The sequence below is a fragment of the Rhodococcus sp. JS3073 genome, from assembly GCF_026810085.1.
GTDB lineage: Bacteria > Actinomycetota > Actinomycetes > Mycobacteriales > Mycobacteriaceae > Rhodococcus_F > Rhodococcus_F wratislaviensis.
Genome location: NZ_CP113951.1, coordinates 3,836,767 through 3,853,852, shown reverse-complemented (window position 1 = coordinate 3,853,852; position 17,086 = coordinate 3,836,767). Strand labels below are relative to the sequence as shown.

Here is a 17,086-nt window from a genome sequence, read left to right as displayed (position 1 = left end):
GATCCAGCATGAAGCCCGACCGTCTCTTCTCGCGCGATTGAACTATTTGGCTCCAGACGAAGAGCAGGGGCCACTAGCAGGAACCGCTCCGGACCCCCGCACCCCACGATGTAACCGGGGCGCTTCGCCTCGGGCGTGTCGATGCCCAGGACACGGACCGTTGTCGCGCCGATGGCATCGTCGGCCACCCCGATGTGCCGCCGTCCACGATCCGTGTCACACGGCGGTCGTGGCGACCGCGAGATCGACGGTGCTGCGGCAGAGGATCTTTCGGGGACCTGTGCGGTCTCGGCGCTCTGGATGGCCACCCATGATCGGGGCATGTTGTGCGTCCGCCCGAGCAGCCATCTGGAGATTCTCGATGCGACGATTAGCGCATCGAGCACTTTCGGACGCAGGAAGCCCAGTAGAGGCACTCCCCGCCGAGGACGAGCATGAACAAGCCGATCCACGGGGCGCCGGTCATGAGCCCCGCGATCGCCATCGACAGCAGGAAGCTAGCGAGGACGGTGCCGACGAACCGCCACGGTAAATCGGATCGCTAATGGAGGTGAACGCGTCCATCTCGGGCGCGGAGGCAGCCTGCCCTGGGCGAGGTCGGATCGGCAGCGCGATCGCGGCCGGACCCCCGCACTCGGCGGAACGGGGCTTGGTACTCGGCGGCGACCGCGCCGAGCGCTGCCCGGATGGTGCTCCACTGCGACGGCAGCTGAGTCGTCTCCCTCGACACCGTCATCGAGGCGACTCGGGTGAAACGGGCATATCGGGAGTGGTGGCTGCGCCTAGACTCCGAAGATGGTGCGCAACGCGAAGGCTGCACGTCAGCAGCCCACCGATCAGCGTTCGGCGTTCGACAGGTTCGTCGAGCAGATCGAACTCCGGGTCAGCCAGGCGCCGTTCTTCGGGATCTGTGCGGGAGTCGTCGCGCTGTGGGTCGTCAGCATCCCGCTGTGGAAGGACCTCCACGAGTGGCAGATCGCCATCCACACCGCCGGTGCCGTCTTCACGTTGCTTCTCGTGGTCCTGCTCGAGAATGCCAGCCGCCGCGCCACGGAGGCTCTGCAGGAGAAACTGAATGTCATCGCCGAGGCGCTCGCCGCCCTGCTCGATTCCTCCGCCCAGGACAACCCGGAGCTGAAGAAGGCGGAGGAGAAGTTGCGGGAGGCCGTCGGGCTCGAAGACCGGCATTAGCCCATCCACCCCTGTGACTTGGCACACCAAGCAGGTAAGTTATCTGTAACCGCAAAAACTACTAACCAGTAGGGGTACGAAATGCCTGTTCCGACCGCCGCCACGTTCGCGCGGCTCGCCGACCTCATCGCCATCCCGGATGCGGCGGATCGCCCGACGCGGTCCGTCGTCGAGGCGTTCACGGGTAAGGAACTGGCCACCGTCCCGGTCGGTACCGCTCAGGACGCCAAGGACGCGATCGCACGCGCCCGGGTGGCGCAGAAGGAATGGGCCACGCGTCCCGTCACCGAACGTGCCGCGATCTTCCACCGGTACCGCGACCTGGTGCTCGAGAACCGCGACGCCCTGATGGACATGGCTCAGGCAGAGACGGGCAAGTCCCGCGCCGCCGCGCAGGAGGAGATCCTCGACATCTCGATGACCGCCCGCCACTACGCGCGCGTCGCCCCCAAGCTGCTGCGTCCCCGCCGCATGTCCGGCATGCTGCCCGGCCTCACCAAGACGGTCGTGCGGTACCAGCCGAAGGGCGTCGTCGGCGTCATCTCGCCGTGGAACTACCCCATGACCCTCGCGGTGTCCGACGCCGTCGCCGCACTCCTCGCCGGCAACGCCGTCGTCCTCAAGCCCGACAGCCAGACCCCGTACTGCGCCCTGGCCTGCGTCGACCTGCTGTACCAGGCGGGGCTGCCGCGCGACCTGTTCGCCGTCGTCCCCGGACCGGGCTCGGTGGTCGGCACCGCCCTCGTCGAGAACACCGAGTACCTGATGTTCACCGGGTCCTCGGCCACGGGTCAGCTCCTCGCCGAGCAGGCCGGTCGCCGACTCATCGGCTTCTCCGCCGAACTCGGCGGCAAGAACCCGATGATCGTCACCGCAGGCGCGAACCTCCGTGAGGTCACCGACGCCGCCGTCCGCGCCTGCTACTCCAACTCCGGGCAGCTGTGCATCTCGATCGAGCGGATCTACGTCGAGGAGTCCATCGCACCCGAATTCACCCGGATGTTCGGGGAACGCGTCCGCAACATGAAGCTCGGCGCCGGCTACGACTTCGGCATCGAAATGGGCAGTCTCGTCTCCGAGGCGCAGGTCAAGGCCGTGTCCAGCCACGTCGACGACGCCGTCGTCAAGGGCGCCATCGTGGTCGCCGGCGGCAAGGCGCGCCCCGACCTCGGACCCCTGTTCTACGAGCCGACCGTTCTGACCGGTGTCCCCGAGGACGCCGAGTGCTATCGCGACGAGACGTTCGGACCGCTGGTCTCGATCTACCCCGTCGCCGACGTGGACGAGGCGATCGAACGCGCCAACGACACGGAGTACGGCCTGAACGCCAGCGTGTGGGCGGGAACCAAGGCGGAGGGCGAGGCCATCGCCGCACGGATCCACGCCGGAACCGTCAACGTCGACGAGGGTTACGCCCCGGCCTGGGGCAGCACCGGTGCGCCGATGGGCGGCATGGGAGTGTCCGGTGTCGGGCGCCGCCACGGCGACGACGGGCTCCTCAAGTACACCGAACCGCAGACCATCGCCACCACCCGCATCCTCAACCTCGGCGGTCCGCGCGGACTGTCACCGAAGGTGTGGGCCAAGATCATGCCGCCTTTCGTGAAGGCGCTGCAGTGGATTCCGGGCCGCTAGACGTGGACCGCGCGAGCATCCTGATCGACGTCCCGCCCGGCACGGTGTGGGACGTGGTGACCGACATGGAGGGCATGGGCCGGTTCAGCCCCGAGAACACCGGGGCAAGCTGGACGTCGGGCACGCCCGCGACGGTGGGGGCGCGGTTCGTCGGCGCCAACCGGCACGGACCGGTCCGCTGGAAGACGCACTGCACCGTCGTGGATGTGATTCCGGAACAAAAGTTTTCGTTCGAGGCGGACGAGCCGAAGGCGCGCTGGACGTATCACCTCGAACCCTCCGGCTCCGGCACGCTCGTCACCGAGACCCGGGAGATCTACGCGACTCCCGTGTGGTGGGTGCGGCTGGTGCAGAAGTCGAAGGTGCTGGGCAGCGACCGCGACCAACTGATGCAGGACGGGATGCGGCAGACCCTCGAGCGCATGAAAGTCGCCCTCGAGAGCTGATTTTCCACCCTGGGGTGCCGATTCTTCACCCTAGGGTGGCTGTCGCCGGCGCGCGCAGGGTCCGAGACTGAACGGTGTCCACACCTCTCGGAGGCGTCTCCCATGAATCCTCGGCCGACACCCGTCGAAGCTGGTCGGTCGTGCCCTGACGTCCGCCGTGAGGACGTATGGTTCTCCTCGCGGGGACAGCGCTGCGCCGCCTGGCTGTACCGGCGCCGGTCCGAAACTCCCACGGCAGCACCCTGTGTGGTGCTCGCGCACGGCTGGAGCGGCGTGCGTGAGCAGAGACTCGACGCGTTCGCGGAACGGTTCGCGGCCGCCGGAGTCACGGCGCTGGTGTTCGACTACCGCTACTTCGGTGCCAGCGAGGGCGAACCCCGCCAGCTGCTCGACATCGACAGTCAACTCGACGACTGGGACAGCGCGGTCGCGTTCGTGCGCAGCCGTCCGGACATCGACCCCAGCCGGGTCGCGCTCTGGGGAACGTCACTGTCCGGCGGACTCGTCCTGACGGCGGCGGCGCGGGACCGGCGGGTGGCCGCGGTCGTGTCGCAGGTTCCGTACGTCGACGGTCTGACGAACCTTCCCCGACTCGGCATTGCCGGGCTCGGTCGCATGGCGGTCGCCTATCTGCGGGACCGGTATGCCCAGCTGCGACACCGGCCGCCGTACATGTTCCCCGTCGTCGGGCCACCGGGCTCGTTCGCGGCCATGACCACACCCGACGCGGAGGCGGGATACCACGGAATGGATCCGCCCGGTTCGACGTGGCGCAACGAAACACCGGGACGGGTGGCGTTGCAGGCGGCGCTGTACCGGCCGACGAGGACGGTCGCGAAGATCGCCTGCCCCGTCTACTTCGCCATCGCCGATCACGACGTCGTCACGTTCACCCGCACCGCGCAGAAGGCCGCGGCCAAGACCCCGGGCGCCGAGGTGCACGTGTACCCGGGCGGTCATTTCGACCCCTACTTCGGCGCGCTCTTCGAGCGGGTGGTCGCGGACGAGACCGACTTCCTCGTCCGCCACCTCCGTCCACCGCCCTAGCTACTCACCGCGCCGAACTGTTCGCGCAGAACACCTTTGACGACCTTACCGCTGGCGTTGCGGGGCAGTTGGGGAAGGACCTCGACGAACTTAGGCCGCTTGTAGCGGGCGACCCGGCCGTCGAGCCAGTCCGCGAGGGCATCGACCTCGAGCGCCGCCCCGGCCCGCGGGACGACGACCGCGACGGGAACCTCACCCCAGCGCTCGTCGGGCCGCCCGATCACGGCGACGTCCAGGATGTCCGGGTGGGCGGCCAGGGCATTCTCGACCTCGGCGCAGTAGATGTTCTCCCCACCCGAGATGATCATGTCCTTCTTGCGGTCCACCACGTACACGAACCCGTCCGAGTCCACCCGCACGAGGTCGCCGGAGTGGAACCAGCCGCCGTCGAACGCGTCCGCGGTGGCCTCAGGGTTCCGCCAGTACCCCTCCATGAGTCCCGGCCCACGGTAGACGATCTCACCGATCTCGCCCTGCGCCACGTCGTTCATTGCCTCGTCGACCACGCGTATCGCCACGGTGTCGATCGGTTTCCCGACCGACCCGATCTTGCGCACGGCGTCCTTGCCGTCGAGCATGCACGTCACCGGGGACATCTCGGTCTGCCCGAAGAAGGCGACGATCGCGGCGTCGGGGAAGGCGCCGTACAAGCGGTCGAGGAGTGTCGGGGTGGCGGGCGCGGCTCCCCAGCCCAGCACCCGCAGGGCCAGATCCCGCCCGTCGGGGCCGGCGTCGTCGAGGATGGCCTGCCACTGGGTGGGCACCATGAACACGCTGGTCACCCGCTCACACTCGAGCGTGTCGAGTAGCTCGGTCGCATCGAACGCACCGGTCGGGTGGATCACAATGGTGGCGCCGATCAGCAGGAACGGCCCGACGCTGCCGAGGGCGGCGATGTGGAACAGCGGGGACGAGACCAGGTTGACCTCGGACTCGGTGTCGAACAGTCGCCATCCCCGGATGAGGGTCAGTGCCTGCGCCTGCAGATTGAGGTGCGACAGCACCGCGCCCTTCGGACGCCCGGTGGTGCCGGACGTGTACATGATGGCGGCGGGGGAGTCTTCCGCCACGTCCGCGATCGGGACGTCGGGATCGGCTGCGCGCAACTGCGTCTCGAGCGAGACGTCGTCGGAGGCGTCGCCGACCACGAGAACCGGCACGCTGTCGTCGACCTCCGCGGCGAGACCGGTGAGTGAATCCTCGACGACCACGACGGTGGCGTCGCTGTCGGCGACGATGAACCGCACCTCGCCGGGGCTGAGCCGGAAATTCACCGGGACCGCGATCGCACCCAGGCGAGTCGCGGCCAGCATCACCTCGAGGAACTCGGGGCGGTTGGTCAGCAGCAGCACGATGCGGTCGCCGCGGCCGACACCGCGGGCGGCGAGGACCGCCGCGGTCCGCGCGCTGCGGTCCTCGAGCTCACGCCAGGTGGTCGAGGTGCCCCGGAACCGGAGCGCCACGGCATCGGGTTTCGCGAAGGCGTGCCGGGCAACATGATTGGCCCAGTGGATGCGCCGGGCGGCGAAGGGCTGAGCGTTCGTCGTCGCTATCATCGGGGATGTCCTCAGCCGTGGCCGAACACGGCCGGTCGCTTCTCCAGGAACGCCGCGACGCCTTCCCGGAAGTCGGGGGCGGCGAGGAGGTCGAGCTGACCGGTGCGCTCGCGGGCGAACGCGTTGTCGAGTTCGACGAGGGTGGCGTCGTTGACCGCGTCCTTGGTGAAGTGGAACGCCTCCGACGGTCCGCCGGCGAGACGTCGCGCGAGGGCGTCGACGGTCGCGGCGAACTCGTCGTCGGGGTACACGTCGGCGATCAATCCGGCCGCGAGAGCCTCACGTGCAGGCAGTCGTTCGGCCAGAAGTGCCATCTTCAGTGCGCGGGCGCGGCCGATCGACGCGGCCACGAGTGCAGTGGCACCACCGTCCGGCATCAGGCCGACCTTTGTGAACGCGAGCAGGAAATAGCTCGACTCGGTGGCGATCGTGAGATCGCAGGCCAGGGCGAGAGAGACCCCGACGCCGGCGGCGGGACCGTTGACCGCGCCGATCACGGGCCGGGGGAACGCGCGAATCGTGGCCGCCGTCCGGTTTGCAGCGTCGATCGTCGCGGCCGACGGCGGACCGGACGTCGTCTCGCCACCCAGGTCCGCGCCCGTGCAGAACGCGCGACCGGCGCCGGTGAGGACGGCGGCCCGGACCTCCGCGTCGCCCGCATGCTTGTCGAAAGCATCGCTGACGGCGTCCAGGGTTTCGGTGGTGACCGCGTTCATGCGAGCGGGACGGTCGAGGGTGACGCGGAGGACGCCGTCGTCGACGGTCGTGTCCACACCGGGAATGTCGGAGCTCATGGGGATCCTTTGTCAGGAAGGGCGGACGGAGAGTGCGATCTTGCCGGTGGCGGACCGGGTTTCGAGCGTCCGCAGTGCGTCGACGGCGTGCTCGAACGAATAGACGGTGGGTTCGGTGATTCGAAGTGCCCCGGATTCGACGAGTGGGCTCAGGGCGGCCCACTGCCTGTTCGTGTAGCCGGGGTTGGTGCGCGCGTACTCGCCCCAGCCCGCGCCGAGTACCGAGATATTTCGCAGGAGAAGGCGATTGACCTTGACGGTGGGGATCTCGCCGCCGGTGAAGCCGAGGACGACGAGTCGCCCGTTGGGAGCGAGGCTGCGCAGGCTGTCGGTGAAACGGTCGCCGCCGACCGGGTCGAGGATGATGTCGACTCCGCGGCCTCCGGTGAGGTCGCGGACCCGGTCCTTCCAGCCGTCCACGAGGACGACGTGATCGGCGCGGTTCGCCTTCGCGATGCCGGCCTTCTCCTCGGTGCTGACCACGGCGATCGTCTCGAGCCCCAGCGCGGCCGCGACCTGCAGTGCGGCCACCCCGACACCGCCCGCGGCCCCGTGCACCAGCACGGTCTCACCGGTGCGGTAGCGGGCCCGCTCGTCGAGGGCGAAGTGCACAGTCAGGTAGTTCATCAGGAAGCCCGCCCCGGCTTCGAGCGACACCGAATCGGGCAGCGGGAACACCGAGTCCGGCTCCACCGCGACGGTCTGCTGCCACGCTCCGTCCGACGCGAGGACGGCCACCCGCTGTCCGGCCCGGAGGCCGCTGTCCGCCGGTGCGCTACGGACGACGCCCGCGCCCTCGACTCCGAGCACGAACGGCAGTTCGCGGACGATCTGGTAGCTGCCGGTGGTCTGCAGCAGGTCGGGAAACGAGACTCCGGCGGTGTGCAGGTCCACGACGACGAGGCCGGTTCCGTCGGGTTCGTCGATCTCGGCGAGATGCACTCCGGCGGGGCCGGACGCGGTGGTCAATTGCTGGGCATACACGTGGTGATCTCCTCCGTCGGTCCCTGAATATCCATACCAGACGCAACTGAACGGGCGCTAGATAAATTCGACCATTGACCGTGTCGGTGACGCCGTGGTACTAACTTTAACGAGCGATCAGTAATCATGGCGAGGCGGAGGACGAGACGTGCCAGAACAGACGGAGACGACGGAGGCAGCCGCACTGTGGGAGCGGCGCGGAGGCATCGGCATCATCACGCTGAACCGCCCCAAAGCGCTCAATGCGGTGAACGGCGCGTTGTCGACCGCAGTGGGCAATCTGCTCGAGCAGGCCGAGAACGACCCCAACGTGCGGGTGGTCGTCGTGACCGGGTCCGGCCGCGCGTTCTGCGCCGGCGCCGACCTCAAGGCCCTCTCCACGGGCGGGAACATCGCTGCAGAGGGTCACCCCGAATGGGGCTTCGCCGGATACGCGCAGCACTGGATCAGCAAGCCGACCATCGCCGCTGTCAACGGCTTCGCCCTCGGCGGCGGCACCGAACTGGTGCTCGCCAGTGACCTCGCGGTCGTGGATGAGGAAGCGAAACTCGGACTTCCCGAGGTCAAGCGCGGACTGTTCGCCGCCGCCGGCGGCGTCATCCGCCTGCAGCAGCAGATCCCGAAGAAGGTCGCGCTGGAGATCGCGCTGACCGGCGAACCGATCACCGCGGCGCAGGGCAAGGAGCTGGGCCTCGTCAACCGGGTCGCCCCGGCAGGCACCGCCCTCGACGTCGCCCTCGAACTCGCCGAGCAGATCGCGTCGAACGCTCCGCTGTCGGTACGCGAATCGAAGGCCATGATCCACCGCACCGCAACCGAACCCGACTGGGGCGACCGGGCATGGGAGGCGAACAACGCCGCCATCGCCACCATCTTCACCAGCGCCGACGCCAAGGAAGGCCCGACGGCCTTCGCCGAGAAGCGCCAGCCGGTCTGGCAGGGCCGCTGACCCGTGAGTACTTGTTAACGCCCCGCGGTTAATAAGTACTCACGGGCGGCGCAGCCGCACACTCTCTCCTCCTCGAAAGGGAACATCATGACCAACGCTGTCATCGTGGACGTCGTCCGCCTCGCCTCCGGCAAGGGCAAGCCGGGCGGCGCGCTGTCCGGTACGCACCCGGTCGAATTGCTCGCGCACGTGCTGCGCAGCATCGTCGAACGCAACGGCATCGACCCCGCCCAGGTCGACGACGTCATCGGCGGCTGTGTCGGTCAGGCCGGCGAGCAGGCACTCAACATCTCGCGGACGGCGGTGCTGTCGGCCGGATTCCCGGATTCGGTACCGGCGACCACCGTCGACCGCCAGTGCGGCTCGAGCCAGCAGGCGGCGCACTTCGCAGCCCAGGGCGTCATCGCCGGCGCCTACGACATCGTGATCGCCTGCGGTGTGGAGTCGATGTCGCGCGTACCGATGGGCACGACCACCATCGGGCAGGACGCGTCCGGCCCGGGCATCGCCGCCCGCTACCCCGAGGGACTCGTCAACCAGGGCATCTCCGCCGAACTGATCGCCGCCAAGTGGAAGTTCGACCGCGACACCCTCGACAGTTTCTCCGCGCAGTCACACCAGCGTGCCGCCGACGCCTTGTCGAAGGGGTTGTTCGACAAGGAGATCGTCCCGATCTCGGTCACCAACGCTGCCGGTGAGACGGTGACGCACACCGCCGACGAGACCGTGCGCGCCTCGACCACGGCCGAGGGACTGTCCGGGCTGAAGTCGTCGTTCTACTCCGAGAAGTACGCGGCCCGGTTCCCCGAGGCGCAGTGGCACATCACCCCGGGCAACTCCTCCCCGCTGACCGACGGCGCGTCCGCGGCGCTGATCATGAGCGAGGAGATGGCCTCGAAGCTGGGCCTGACCCCGCGGGCCCGGTTCCACTCGTTCGCCGTTGCCGGTGACGACCCGGTCTTCATGCTCACCGCGCCGATCCCGGCGACCAAGAAGATCCTCGCGAAGTCGGGGCTGAGCATCGACGACATCGACGCCTACGAGGTCAACGAGGCGTTCGCGCCGGTGCCGCTGGCGTGGGCGCACGAGTTCGGGGCCGACCCGGCCAAGCTCAACCCGTGGGGCGGCGCCATCGCACTCGGACACGCCCTCGGTTCGTCGGGCACCCGCCTGCTGAGCACCCTGGTCAACAACCTCGAGGCCACCGGCGGACGCTACGGCCTGCAGACCATGTGTGAGGGCGCGGGCATGGCCAACGCCACCATCATCGAACGCATCTGACCCACTTCCCCGAAAAGTCCTGCTTCCGAAAGGTATAGACATGATCGTCAACGACAGCGTCGCACTCGTCACAGGCGGTGCCTCGGGCCTCGGCCTGGCCACCACCAAGGCCCTGCTCGCCGACGGCGCCAGCGTCGTCATCATCGACCTGCCCTCGTCCAACGGTGAAACCGTCGCCAAGGAACTCGGCGACCGCGTGCGCTTCGCTGCCGGCGACGTCACCAGCGAGGCCGACGTGTCCGCCGCACTCGATGTCGCGGAGTCGCTCGGACCGCTGCGTGTCGCCGTGAACTGCGCCGGCATCGGCAACGCCATCAAGACCGTGAGCAAGAACGGCGCGTTCCCGCTGGCCGACTTCACCAAGATCGTCACCGTCAACCTGATCGGCACGTTCAACGTGATCCGCCTTGCTGCCGAGCGCATCTCGAAGAACGAGCCGATCGACGGCGAGCGCGGCGTCATCATCAACACCGCCTCCGTCGCCGCATACGAGGGCCAGATCGGTCAGGCCGCGTACTCCGCGTCCAAGGGCGGCGTCGTCGGCATGACCCTGCCGATCGCCCGCGACCTGGCGTCGCTGCTGATCCGCGTCAACACCATCGCACCGGGCCTGTTCAAGACGCCGCTGCTCGGCTCCCTGCCGGAGGCGGCGCAGCAGTCGCTCGGCGGTCAGGTCCCGCACCCCTCGCGTCTCGGCGACCCGTCCGAGTACGGCGCGCTCGCCGCGCACATCGTCAGCAACCCGATGCTCAACGGCGAGACCATCCGTCTCGACGGCGCCATCCGCATGGCACCGCGCTGATCGGCGAACTGTGACGCTGCGCGAGGACGGGCCGACCGTGACGGAGCCGGTGTACGGCGACTGGCGGACGTTCGAGGCCCTGCCGCTGACGCCCATCCTCGAGCAGGCACTGGATCTGTTCAACGAGAACGGTTACCACGGCACGACGGTGCGGCAGATCGCCCGTCGTGTCGGGGTGACCGTTCCCGCCCTGTATTACCACCACGAGAGCAAGGAAGCCGTTCTCGTGGCCCTGTTCGAAATGCAGATGCGTGAGCTGAACGACCGCGCCGAGGCAGCCGCCCGCGAGGCCGGCGACGACGCGGTGACGCAATTCTCCAACGTCGTCGAGGCGATCGTCCTGTACATGACGTACCGGGTGCGGCACGTCTCCCTCGACACCGAGTTGCGGCACGTCTCGGCCGACAGCCGCAGCCGCTACGCCGCGTCCCGCAAGCGGCTCGAATTGATGTTGGTCGACCTCGTCGCCGACTGCGTCGCCCGCGACGTGTTCCACAGTGGGGACGTCCCCGAGACCGTGCGCGCCCTCCTCGGGATGTGCCAGTCCATTCCACGCTGGTACCAGCCGGGCGGGGCACTGACCCCCGAGCAGGTCGCCGACCGCTACGTCGACATCGCCCTACACACCGTCGGGTATCAACCCGCCCACTGACATCGCGCCGGGTCCACCGAGCCGGACGAGCTCGTCCCGGCGACAAGGAGAGACCATGCAGCGCACCCTTTTCGACAAGGACCACGAAGCGTACCGGGAGACCGTGCGCGAGTTCCTCGCCCGCGAGATCGAGCCGAACTACGAACGGTGGGAATCCGAGCGGCTCATCGACCGCTCGGCATGGCTGGCGGCCGGCAAGTCCGGGATCGTCGGACTCGGTGTACCCGAGGAGTTCGGTGGCTCAGGCGTCACCGACTACCGGTTCCGGTACGTCGTCGCCGAGGAGATCGCCCGCACCGCGACGACATCGTTCGGTTCGGGACTGTCCCTCCAGGACGACATTGCCATCCCGTACATCGCGAACCTCGGCACCGACGAGCAGAAGCAGCGGTGGCTGCCCGGTATGGCCGCGGGCGAGCTGATCGGCGCGATCGCGATGACCGAGCCCGGTGCCGGCAGCGATCTGCAGGGCGTGAAGACCACCGCCGTGCGCGACGGCGACGAGTGGGTGATCAACGGCCAGAAGACGTTCATCACCAACGGCATTCACTCCGACCTCGTCATCGTCGTCGCGCGCACCGACCCGAACGCCGGTTCCAAGGGCTTCTCCCTGCTCGTCGTGGAGCGGGGCACGCCCGGCTTCAGCCGTGGCCGCAAGCTGCACAAGGTGGGCCTGGCCGGTCAGGACACGGCCGAGCTCGTGTTCGAGGACGTGCGGGTACCCGCGAACAATCTGCTCGGCACCGAGGGTCGCGGATTCGTTCATCTCATGGAAAACCTGCCCCTCGAACGCATTTCGATCGCGGTCAACGCAATCGCCGCAGCGAAGGCCGCCTACCGGTGGACGAGGGACTACGTGTTCGAGCGCAAGGCGTTCGGCAAGCCGATCGGCGATCTGCAGAACACCCGGTTCGCGCTGGCGGAGATGCTCACCGAGATCGAGGTGACCGAATCGCACATCGACCGGTGCGTACTCGCGTTGAACGCGGACGAACTCACCGCCGTCGACGCGTCGAAGGGCAAGTGGTGGGCCAGTGAGCTGCAGAAGCGTGTCGTCGACCGCTGCGTCCAGTTGCACGGCGGCTACGGCTACATGATGGAGTACCCCATCGGCCGCGCGTACGTCGACAGCCGGATCCAGACGATCTACGGCGGCACCACCGAGATCATGAAGGAAATCATCGGCCGCGATATCGCGGCAGGATAGGCGGCTACGCCGCCCGTGCGTGGTTGACGAGTCTCTGGACTCCTTAACCGCGCACGGGCGCGAAGCGCCTAGAGCAGGCGAGCCCGCGCGTCACCGTACTCGCGGGTGAGGCGCTCGACGATCTCCGCTGCCGGGACGACGGCGTCGACGGCGCCGATACCCTGTCCGGCGCCCCAGATGTCGCGCCAGGGCTTGGCTTCCGACTTCGCGGCAGTGTCCGCGTCCTCGCCGACACCGAAGTCCATGGCGGACGGGTCCGACACGGCGAGGTTGTGCGGGTCGAGGCCGGCGGCCTCGATGCTGCCGCGCAGGTAGTTGCCGTGCACGCCGGTGAACAGGTTGGAGTAGACGATGTCGGACGCGGTGGAGTCGACGATCATCTGCTTGTACCGCTGGTCCGCGTTGGCCTCTTCGGTGGCGATGAACGCGGAGCCGATGTAGGCGAGGTCGGCGCCTGCGGCCTGCGCGGCGAGGACCGAGCGGCCGTGGGCGATGGACCCCGACAACAGGACCGGTCCGTCGAACCATTCCCGGATCTCCTGGATCAACGCGAACGGCGACAGGGTGCCCGCGTGTCCGCCGGCGCCGGCCGCGACGGCGATGAGGCCGTCCGCGCCCTTCTCCACGGCCTTCTTCGCGAACTTGTTGTTGATGACGTCGTGGAGAACGATGCCGCCGTAGCTGTGGATGGCCTCGTTGACGTCGGCGCGGGCGCCGAGGGACGTGATGACGATCGGGACCTCGAACTCGACGATGGTCGCGAGGTCCTCGTCGAGGCGGTCGTTGCTCTTGTGGACGATCAGGTTGACCGCGTAGGGCGCGGACGGTGTCTCGGGGTTGTTGGCGTCGTGCTTGGCGAGGGCTTCGGTGATACGGGTGAGCCATTCGCGCAAGACGGGTTGCGGGCGGGCATTCAGGGAGGGGAAGGAGCCGACGATGCCCGACGTCGACTGGGCGATCACCAGGTCGGGACCCGAGACGATGAACATCGGCGACGCGACCACAGGCAGGCGAAGCCGGTCTTGCAGGATGGGGGGCAGGCTCATGAATTTCTCCTTGATGCAGTGGTTTACGACGGGGAGAGCTGGGCGGCCATCAGCGGGATGAGCGCTTGCAGGCCTTTCACGGGACGGACCATCACCTTGAACGACGTGATCTGGTCGCGGTCGTTCCAGTGGACGAGGTCGATGCCGTTGACGTGGATGCCGTCGAGTTCGGTGGCGAATTCCAGGACCGCCGAACGGTCGCCGTACCACTCCTCGACGTAGTGGAAACCGGTGCCGTCGAAGACGGTCAGGGCGGCGCGGAGGTACGCCAGGACCTTCGTCTTCCCTTCCTGCGGAGTGAACACCGCAGGTGAGGAGAACACAGCGTCGTCCGCGATCAGGGCGTCGAGGGCGGCGAGGTCGCGATGTTCGACGACGTGGTGCCAGCGCTCGACGACGCCGGGGCGGGCCGGCAGTTCGGCCGTCATCCGCGAAACGCCGGGGTCGGGAGGTCTTCGCCGAACACGTCGGGCAGGTCGTCGCGCACGCTGTCGGGGAACACGGCGGGCCGTTTCTCGAGGAACGCGGAGATGCCTTCGCGCGCGTCCGGTCCGATGCCGCGGATGTTGATCCCGCGTGTCTCGACCCGGTGCGCGATCATCGGATGCTCGGCGCCGAGTGCCCGCCACATCATCTGGCGCGACAGCGCCACCGACACCGGGGCGGAGTGCTCGGTCAGGCTTCGGGCCAGCGCGTACGCCTCGTCGAGCAGGGATTCACGCGGGTACAACTTGTACACGAGACCGGCGTCGAACGCTTCCGTGGCAGGGAACACCCGGCCGGAGTAGACCCAGTCGAGGGCCGTCTGCAGGGGGACGAGGCGCGGCAGGAACCAGGTCGAGCAGGATTCGGGCACGATGCCGCGGCGGTTGAAGACGAATCCGATGCGGGCGTCGTCGGCGGCGAGACGGAAGTCGGCGGCGAGGGTCATCGTGATGCCCACTCCCACAGCCGGTCCGTTGATCGCGGCGATGATCGGTTTGCGGGATTCGAACATCCGGAGCACCACGCGGCCGCCACCGTCGCGGCGGGCCTCGGCGTCCTCGTCCTCGTCCTGCCAGTGATCGAACGTGGCGGCACCGGCCGACAGGTCTGCGCCCGCGCAGAACGCTCGTCCGGCTCCGGTGAGCACGATCGCCCGGACGGAATCGTCCGCGTCGAGTTGGTCGTACGCGGCGATCAGCTCGTTCTCCATGGTGGTGGTGAACGCGTTGAGCTGGTCGGGCCGGTTCAAGGTGATCGTCGCGATGCCGTCCGCGACGGCGAGTCCGATGTGATCCACCGCCCCAGCATGACATTGTTACCGAACGATCGCTAGAGCGGGTTCTGTGACGGGACCCACTACCCTGGAGTGGTCGTGTGACGATCGGAGCGGGGACGGAGACCGAGGGATGTGCGCTGCAAAGGTGGCCGCCGTGGCAACGGGTACCGGGCGGCAGGTGATCCTCGACTCCGCGGTGGCCAACATGAACGAACGCGGCTATCACGGCACGTCCATGCGCGACATCGCCCGCGGCGCCGACATCACCGTCGCCTCGATCTACCACCACTTCGCGTCGAAGCAGGAGATCCTGCAGGACATCATGGTGCGCGCACTCCACGACGCCATCGCGATGACCCGCGGTGCGCTGCTCCGCTCGGGGGGCGCCCCCGCCGACCAGCTGCAGGCGCTGATGCGGGCGTGGGTCATGTTCCACACCACCCGGCAGCTGGACGCAATGGTCGGTGCCACCGAGATACGCAGCCTCGACGACGCCGGCCGCCGGCTCGTCGTCGCCCTCCGCGACGAGCAGGAGCACCTCTTCCGCGACGTCGTCGAGCGTGGTGTCGAGGAGGGCGACTTCGCGACCGAATTCCCGCGGGACGCCGTCCGCGGCATCATCAACATGGGTCAATCGGTGTGCACGTGGTGGCACGCCGACGGTCCGCTGAAGCCCGAGGAACTCGCCGAGCGCTACGCCGACCTCGCCCTGGCGATGGTGAAACCGACCGTCTGATCGCCGCCGCCGCGTCCCGGGCAGAATCGGGGCAGCGGTCGCCGCGGAAACGGAGCGTGAGATGAAGTTCGCCAGACGGCTCGACGCTCTCCAGCAGAGATACCCGGCGATGGGTTTCCCGATCGCCGTCACGTACAAATTTCTCGACGACCAGGGTGTGTACCTCGCGGCGTTGATCGCCTACTACGGGTTCATCTCGCTGTTTCCACTCCTGCTTCTGCTGTCCACGGTGCTCGGTTTCGTGCTGTCGGGGCACCCCGAACTGCAGCAGGACATCATCGACTCGGCGCTCAGCCAGTTCCCGGTCATCGGCGCCGACCTGGCCGACCCGCACCGGATCGGTGGCGGGGTGACGGGCCTGGTGATCGGACTCGTGGGTGCGCTCTACGGCGGCCTCGGGGTGGCGCTGGCCAGCCAGAACGCGATGAACACGGCGTGGTCGGTGCCCCGCAACATGCGGCCCGATCCGATCCGCGGCCGGCTGCGAGGACTGCTGCTGCTCGGGACGATCGGACTCGCCGTCCTCGGCACGGCCGCGGTCGCCGCGGTCGGCGCCGCGACGCACCTGTCCGGATCGTCCAGCGTGCTTCTCATGCTCGCCGCGATCACGATCAACTCCGCGATCTTCATCCTCGCGTTCCGGCTCGCCACTGCCCGGCCGCTGTCCGTCGCCGACGTCGCGCCCGGTGCCGTCGCGGCAGCCGTGTTGTGGCAGGTGCTCCAGTCGTTCGGTGCGTATTACGTGAGCAAGGTGGTGAGCACGGCGTCCGTGACGAACGGGGTGTTCGCCGTCGTGCTGGGGTTGCTGGCGTTCCTCTTCCTTGCCGCCGCGGCGATCGTGGTGTGCGTGGAAATCAACGTCGTCCGCGTCGACAGACTGCACCCGCGGGCGCTGCTCGGGCCGTTCACGGACAAGGCCGACCTCGTGGAGGGCGACAAACGGACGTTCACCGACCAGGCGAAGGCGCAACGCGCGGTACCGCACGAGGGCATCCACGTCACGTTCGACGAAGTTTCTGCGAAGATGGACAGGCCTGGACCGCCCTCGAAGGAGGAGCCATGACCGAACCGATCTTCGACAAGTCGGAGCAACTGAAGCAGGTCCAGCAGGGCATTCTTCCCGGCGAGACGATCATCGCCGTGTACGACTGCATCGGCGCGGGCACCGGCTTCCTCGGGATCACGAACCTCCGCGTCGTGATCCAGGACAAGAGCTTCGTCGGCAAGCGCACCGCGATCACGTCCGTCCCGTACAAGAACATCCGGTCGGTCTCGTTCCTCAGCAACAAGTCGTGGGCCGGCCAGTTCTTCTCCTCCAGCAGCATCGCCGTCAACGTCGCCGACACCACGTACGAGGCCGACTTCCGTGGCATGGACAAGGCCCACCACGTGCACACGGTGATCCTCGAACACATCACGTGACGTAGGTCGCTCTGCTCCGGTGCGTCGCCCCAGGTCACGGCGACGCACCCACACGTCGCGCCGGTGAGTGGAATCAC

18 protein-coding genes are annotated in these 17,086 nt (G+C 68.1%); 12 read left to right on the top strand and 6 right to left on the bottom strand.

Annotated elements, in window-relative coordinates; translation table 11 throughout:
- Positions 1-795 precede the first annotated feature (795 nt).
- From OYT95_RS17435 to OYT95_RS17420, 4 genes are all read left to right on the top strand, one after another.
- Positions 796-1,191, top strand: coding sequence for a low affinity iron permease family protein (locus OYT95_RS17435; protein ID WP_005248960.1), 396 nt, complete (start codon positions 796-798; stop codon positions 1,189-1,191).
- Between the two features lie 81 nt (positions 1,192-1,272).
- Complete coding sequence (locus tag OYT95_RS17430) at positions 1,273-2,826, top strand: succinic semialdehyde dehydrogenase (protein WP_268792050.1); 1,554 nt, start codon at positions 1,273-1,275, stop codon at positions 2,824-2,826.
- A 2-nt stretch (positions 2,827-2,828) separates the two neighbouring features.
- Positions 2,829-3,272 carry an SRPBCC family protein gene (locus OYT95_RS17425; RefSeq protein ID WP_328286562.1) on the top strand — a complete coding sequence of 148 codons (444 nt, stop codon included), beginning with the start codon at positions 2,829-2,831 and terminating at the stop codon, positions 3,270-3,272.
- A 273-nt stretch (positions 3,273-3,545) separates the two neighbouring features.
- Positions 3,546-4,319, top strand: coding sequence for an alpha/beta hydrolase (locus tag OYT95_RS17420; protein ID WP_442972560.1), 774 nt, complete (start codon positions 3,546-3,548; stop codon positions 4,317-4,319).
- Here OYT95_RS17420 and OYT95_RS17415 read toward each other — a convergent pair.
- Genes OYT95_RS17415 through OYT95_RS17405 form a run of 3 tightly spaced genes read right to left on the bottom strand, consistent with a single transcriptional unit; the run spans position 4,316 to position 7,653 of the window.
- Positions 4,316-5,875, bottom strand: a complete 1,560-nt coding sequence (locus tag OYT95_RS17415; RefSeq protein WP_268792047.1) for a long-chain-fatty-acid--CoA ligase — start codon at positions 5,873-5,875, stop codon at positions 4,316-4,318. The two genes, OYT95_RS17420 and OYT95_RS17415, sit on opposite strands and share 4 nt — an antisense overlap.
- An 11-nt stretch (positions 5,876-5,886) precedes the next feature.
- Positions 5,887-6,669 carry an enoyl-CoA hydratase gene (locus tag OYT95_RS17410; protein WP_268792046.1) on the bottom strand — a complete coding sequence of 261 codons (783 nt, stop codon included), beginning with the start codon at positions 6,667-6,669 and terminating at the stop codon, positions 5,887-5,889.
- Positions 6,670-6,681: 12 nt separating this feature from the next.
- On the bottom strand, positions 6,682-7,653 hold the full coding sequence (locus tag OYT95_RS17405; RefSeq protein ID WP_268792045.1) for an NADPH:quinone oxidoreductase family protein: 972 nt from the start codon (positions 7,651-7,653) through the stop codon (positions 6,682-6,684).
- A 148-nt stretch (positions 7,654-7,801) separates the two neighbouring features.
- Between OYT95_RS17405 and OYT95_RS17400 the strand changes: the two genes are divergently transcribed.
- From OYT95_RS17400 to OYT95_RS17380, 5 genes are all read left to right on the top strand, one after another.
- A complete protein-coding gene (locus OYT95_RS17400; protein WP_268792044.1) occupies positions 7,802-8,602 on the top strand; it encodes a crotonase/enoyl-CoA hydratase family protein in 801 nt (266 codons plus the stop codon).
- Positions 8,603-8,689: 87 nt separating this feature from the next.
- On the top strand, positions 8,690-9,883 hold the full coding sequence (locus OYT95_RS17395; protein ID WP_112301528.1) for a thiolase family protein: 1,194 nt from the start codon (positions 8,690-8,692) through the stop codon (positions 9,881-9,883).
- A 40-nt stretch (positions 9,884-9,923) separates the two neighbouring features.
- On the top strand, positions 9,924-10,685 hold the full coding sequence (locus OYT95_RS17390) for a 3-hydroxyacyl-CoA dehydrogenase (protein ID WP_005264856.1): 762 nt from the start codon (positions 9,924-9,926) through the stop codon (positions 10,683-10,685).
- Between the two features lie 10 nt (positions 10,686-10,695).
- Entirely contained in the window at positions 10,696-11,337 is a 642-nt protein-coding gene (locus OYT95_RS17385) for a TetR/AcrR family transcriptional regulator (RefSeq protein ID WP_268792043.1), read from the top strand.
- A 55-nt stretch (positions 11,338-11,392) separates the two neighbouring features.
- Entirely contained in the window at positions 11,393-12,544 is a 1,152-nt protein-coding gene (locus tag OYT95_RS17380; protein WP_037228384.1) for an acyl-CoA dehydrogenase family protein, read from the top strand.
- A gap of 68 nt (positions 12,545-12,612) precedes the next feature.
- On the opposite strand, the gene OYT95_RS17375 is transcribed toward OYT95_RS17380, so the two are convergent.
- Genes OYT95_RS17375 through OYT95_RS17365 form a run of 3 tightly spaced genes read right to left on the bottom strand, consistent with a single transcriptional unit; the run spans position 12,613 to position 14,872 of the window.
- On the bottom strand, positions 12,613-13,590 hold the full coding sequence (locus OYT95_RS17375; protein WP_037228381.1) for an NAD(P)H-dependent flavin oxidoreductase: 978 nt from the start codon (positions 13,588-13,590) through the stop codon (positions 12,613-12,615).
- A gap of 23 nt (positions 13,591-13,613) precedes the next feature.
- A complete protein-coding gene (locus OYT95_RS17370; RefSeq protein ID WP_268792042.1) occupies positions 13,614-14,018 on the bottom strand; it encodes a nuclear transport factor 2 family protein in 405 nt (134 codons plus the stop codon).
- The gene (locus OYT95_RS17365; protein ID WP_037228377.1) at positions 14,015-14,872 is read right to left on the bottom strand and encodes a crotonase/enoyl-CoA hydratase family protein; all 858 of its coding nucleotides are present in this window, start codon (positions 14,870-14,872) and stop codon (positions 14,015-14,017) included. The genes OYT95_RS17370 and OYT95_RS17365 overlap by 4 nt, the downstream gene beginning before the upstream one ends.
- A 109-nt stretch (positions 14,873-14,981) precedes the next feature.
- Here OYT95_RS17365 and OYT95_RS17360 point away from each other — a divergent pair, with 109 nt between their 5' ends.
- The 3 genes from OYT95_RS17360 to OYT95_RS17350 all read left to right on the top strand — a co-directional run bounded on the left by OYT95_RS17360 (position 14,982) and on the right by OYT95_RS17350 (position 17,009).
- Positions 14,982-15,587 (top strand): TetR/AcrR family transcriptional regulator, encoded by a 606-nt coding sequence (locus OYT95_RS17360; RefSeq protein WP_011596490.1) that lies wholly within the window; start codon positions 14,982-14,984, stop codon positions 15,585-15,587.
- A gap of 61 nt (positions 15,588-15,648) precedes the next feature.
- Complete coding sequence (locus tag OYT95_RS17355; RefSeq protein ID WP_037228373.1) at positions 15,649-16,650, top strand: YihY/virulence factor BrkB family protein; 1,002 nt, start codon at positions 15,649-15,651, stop codon at positions 16,648-16,650.
- Positions 16,647-17,009 carry a PH domain-containing protein gene (locus OYT95_RS17350; protein ID WP_037228370.1) on the top strand — a complete coding sequence of 121 codons (363 nt, stop codon included), beginning with the start codon at positions 16,647-16,649 and terminating at the stop codon, positions 17,007-17,009. Before OYT95_RS17355 ends, OYT95_RS17350 begins: the two co-directional genes overlap by 4 nt.
- Positions 17,010-17,086: the final 77 nt, after the last annotated feature.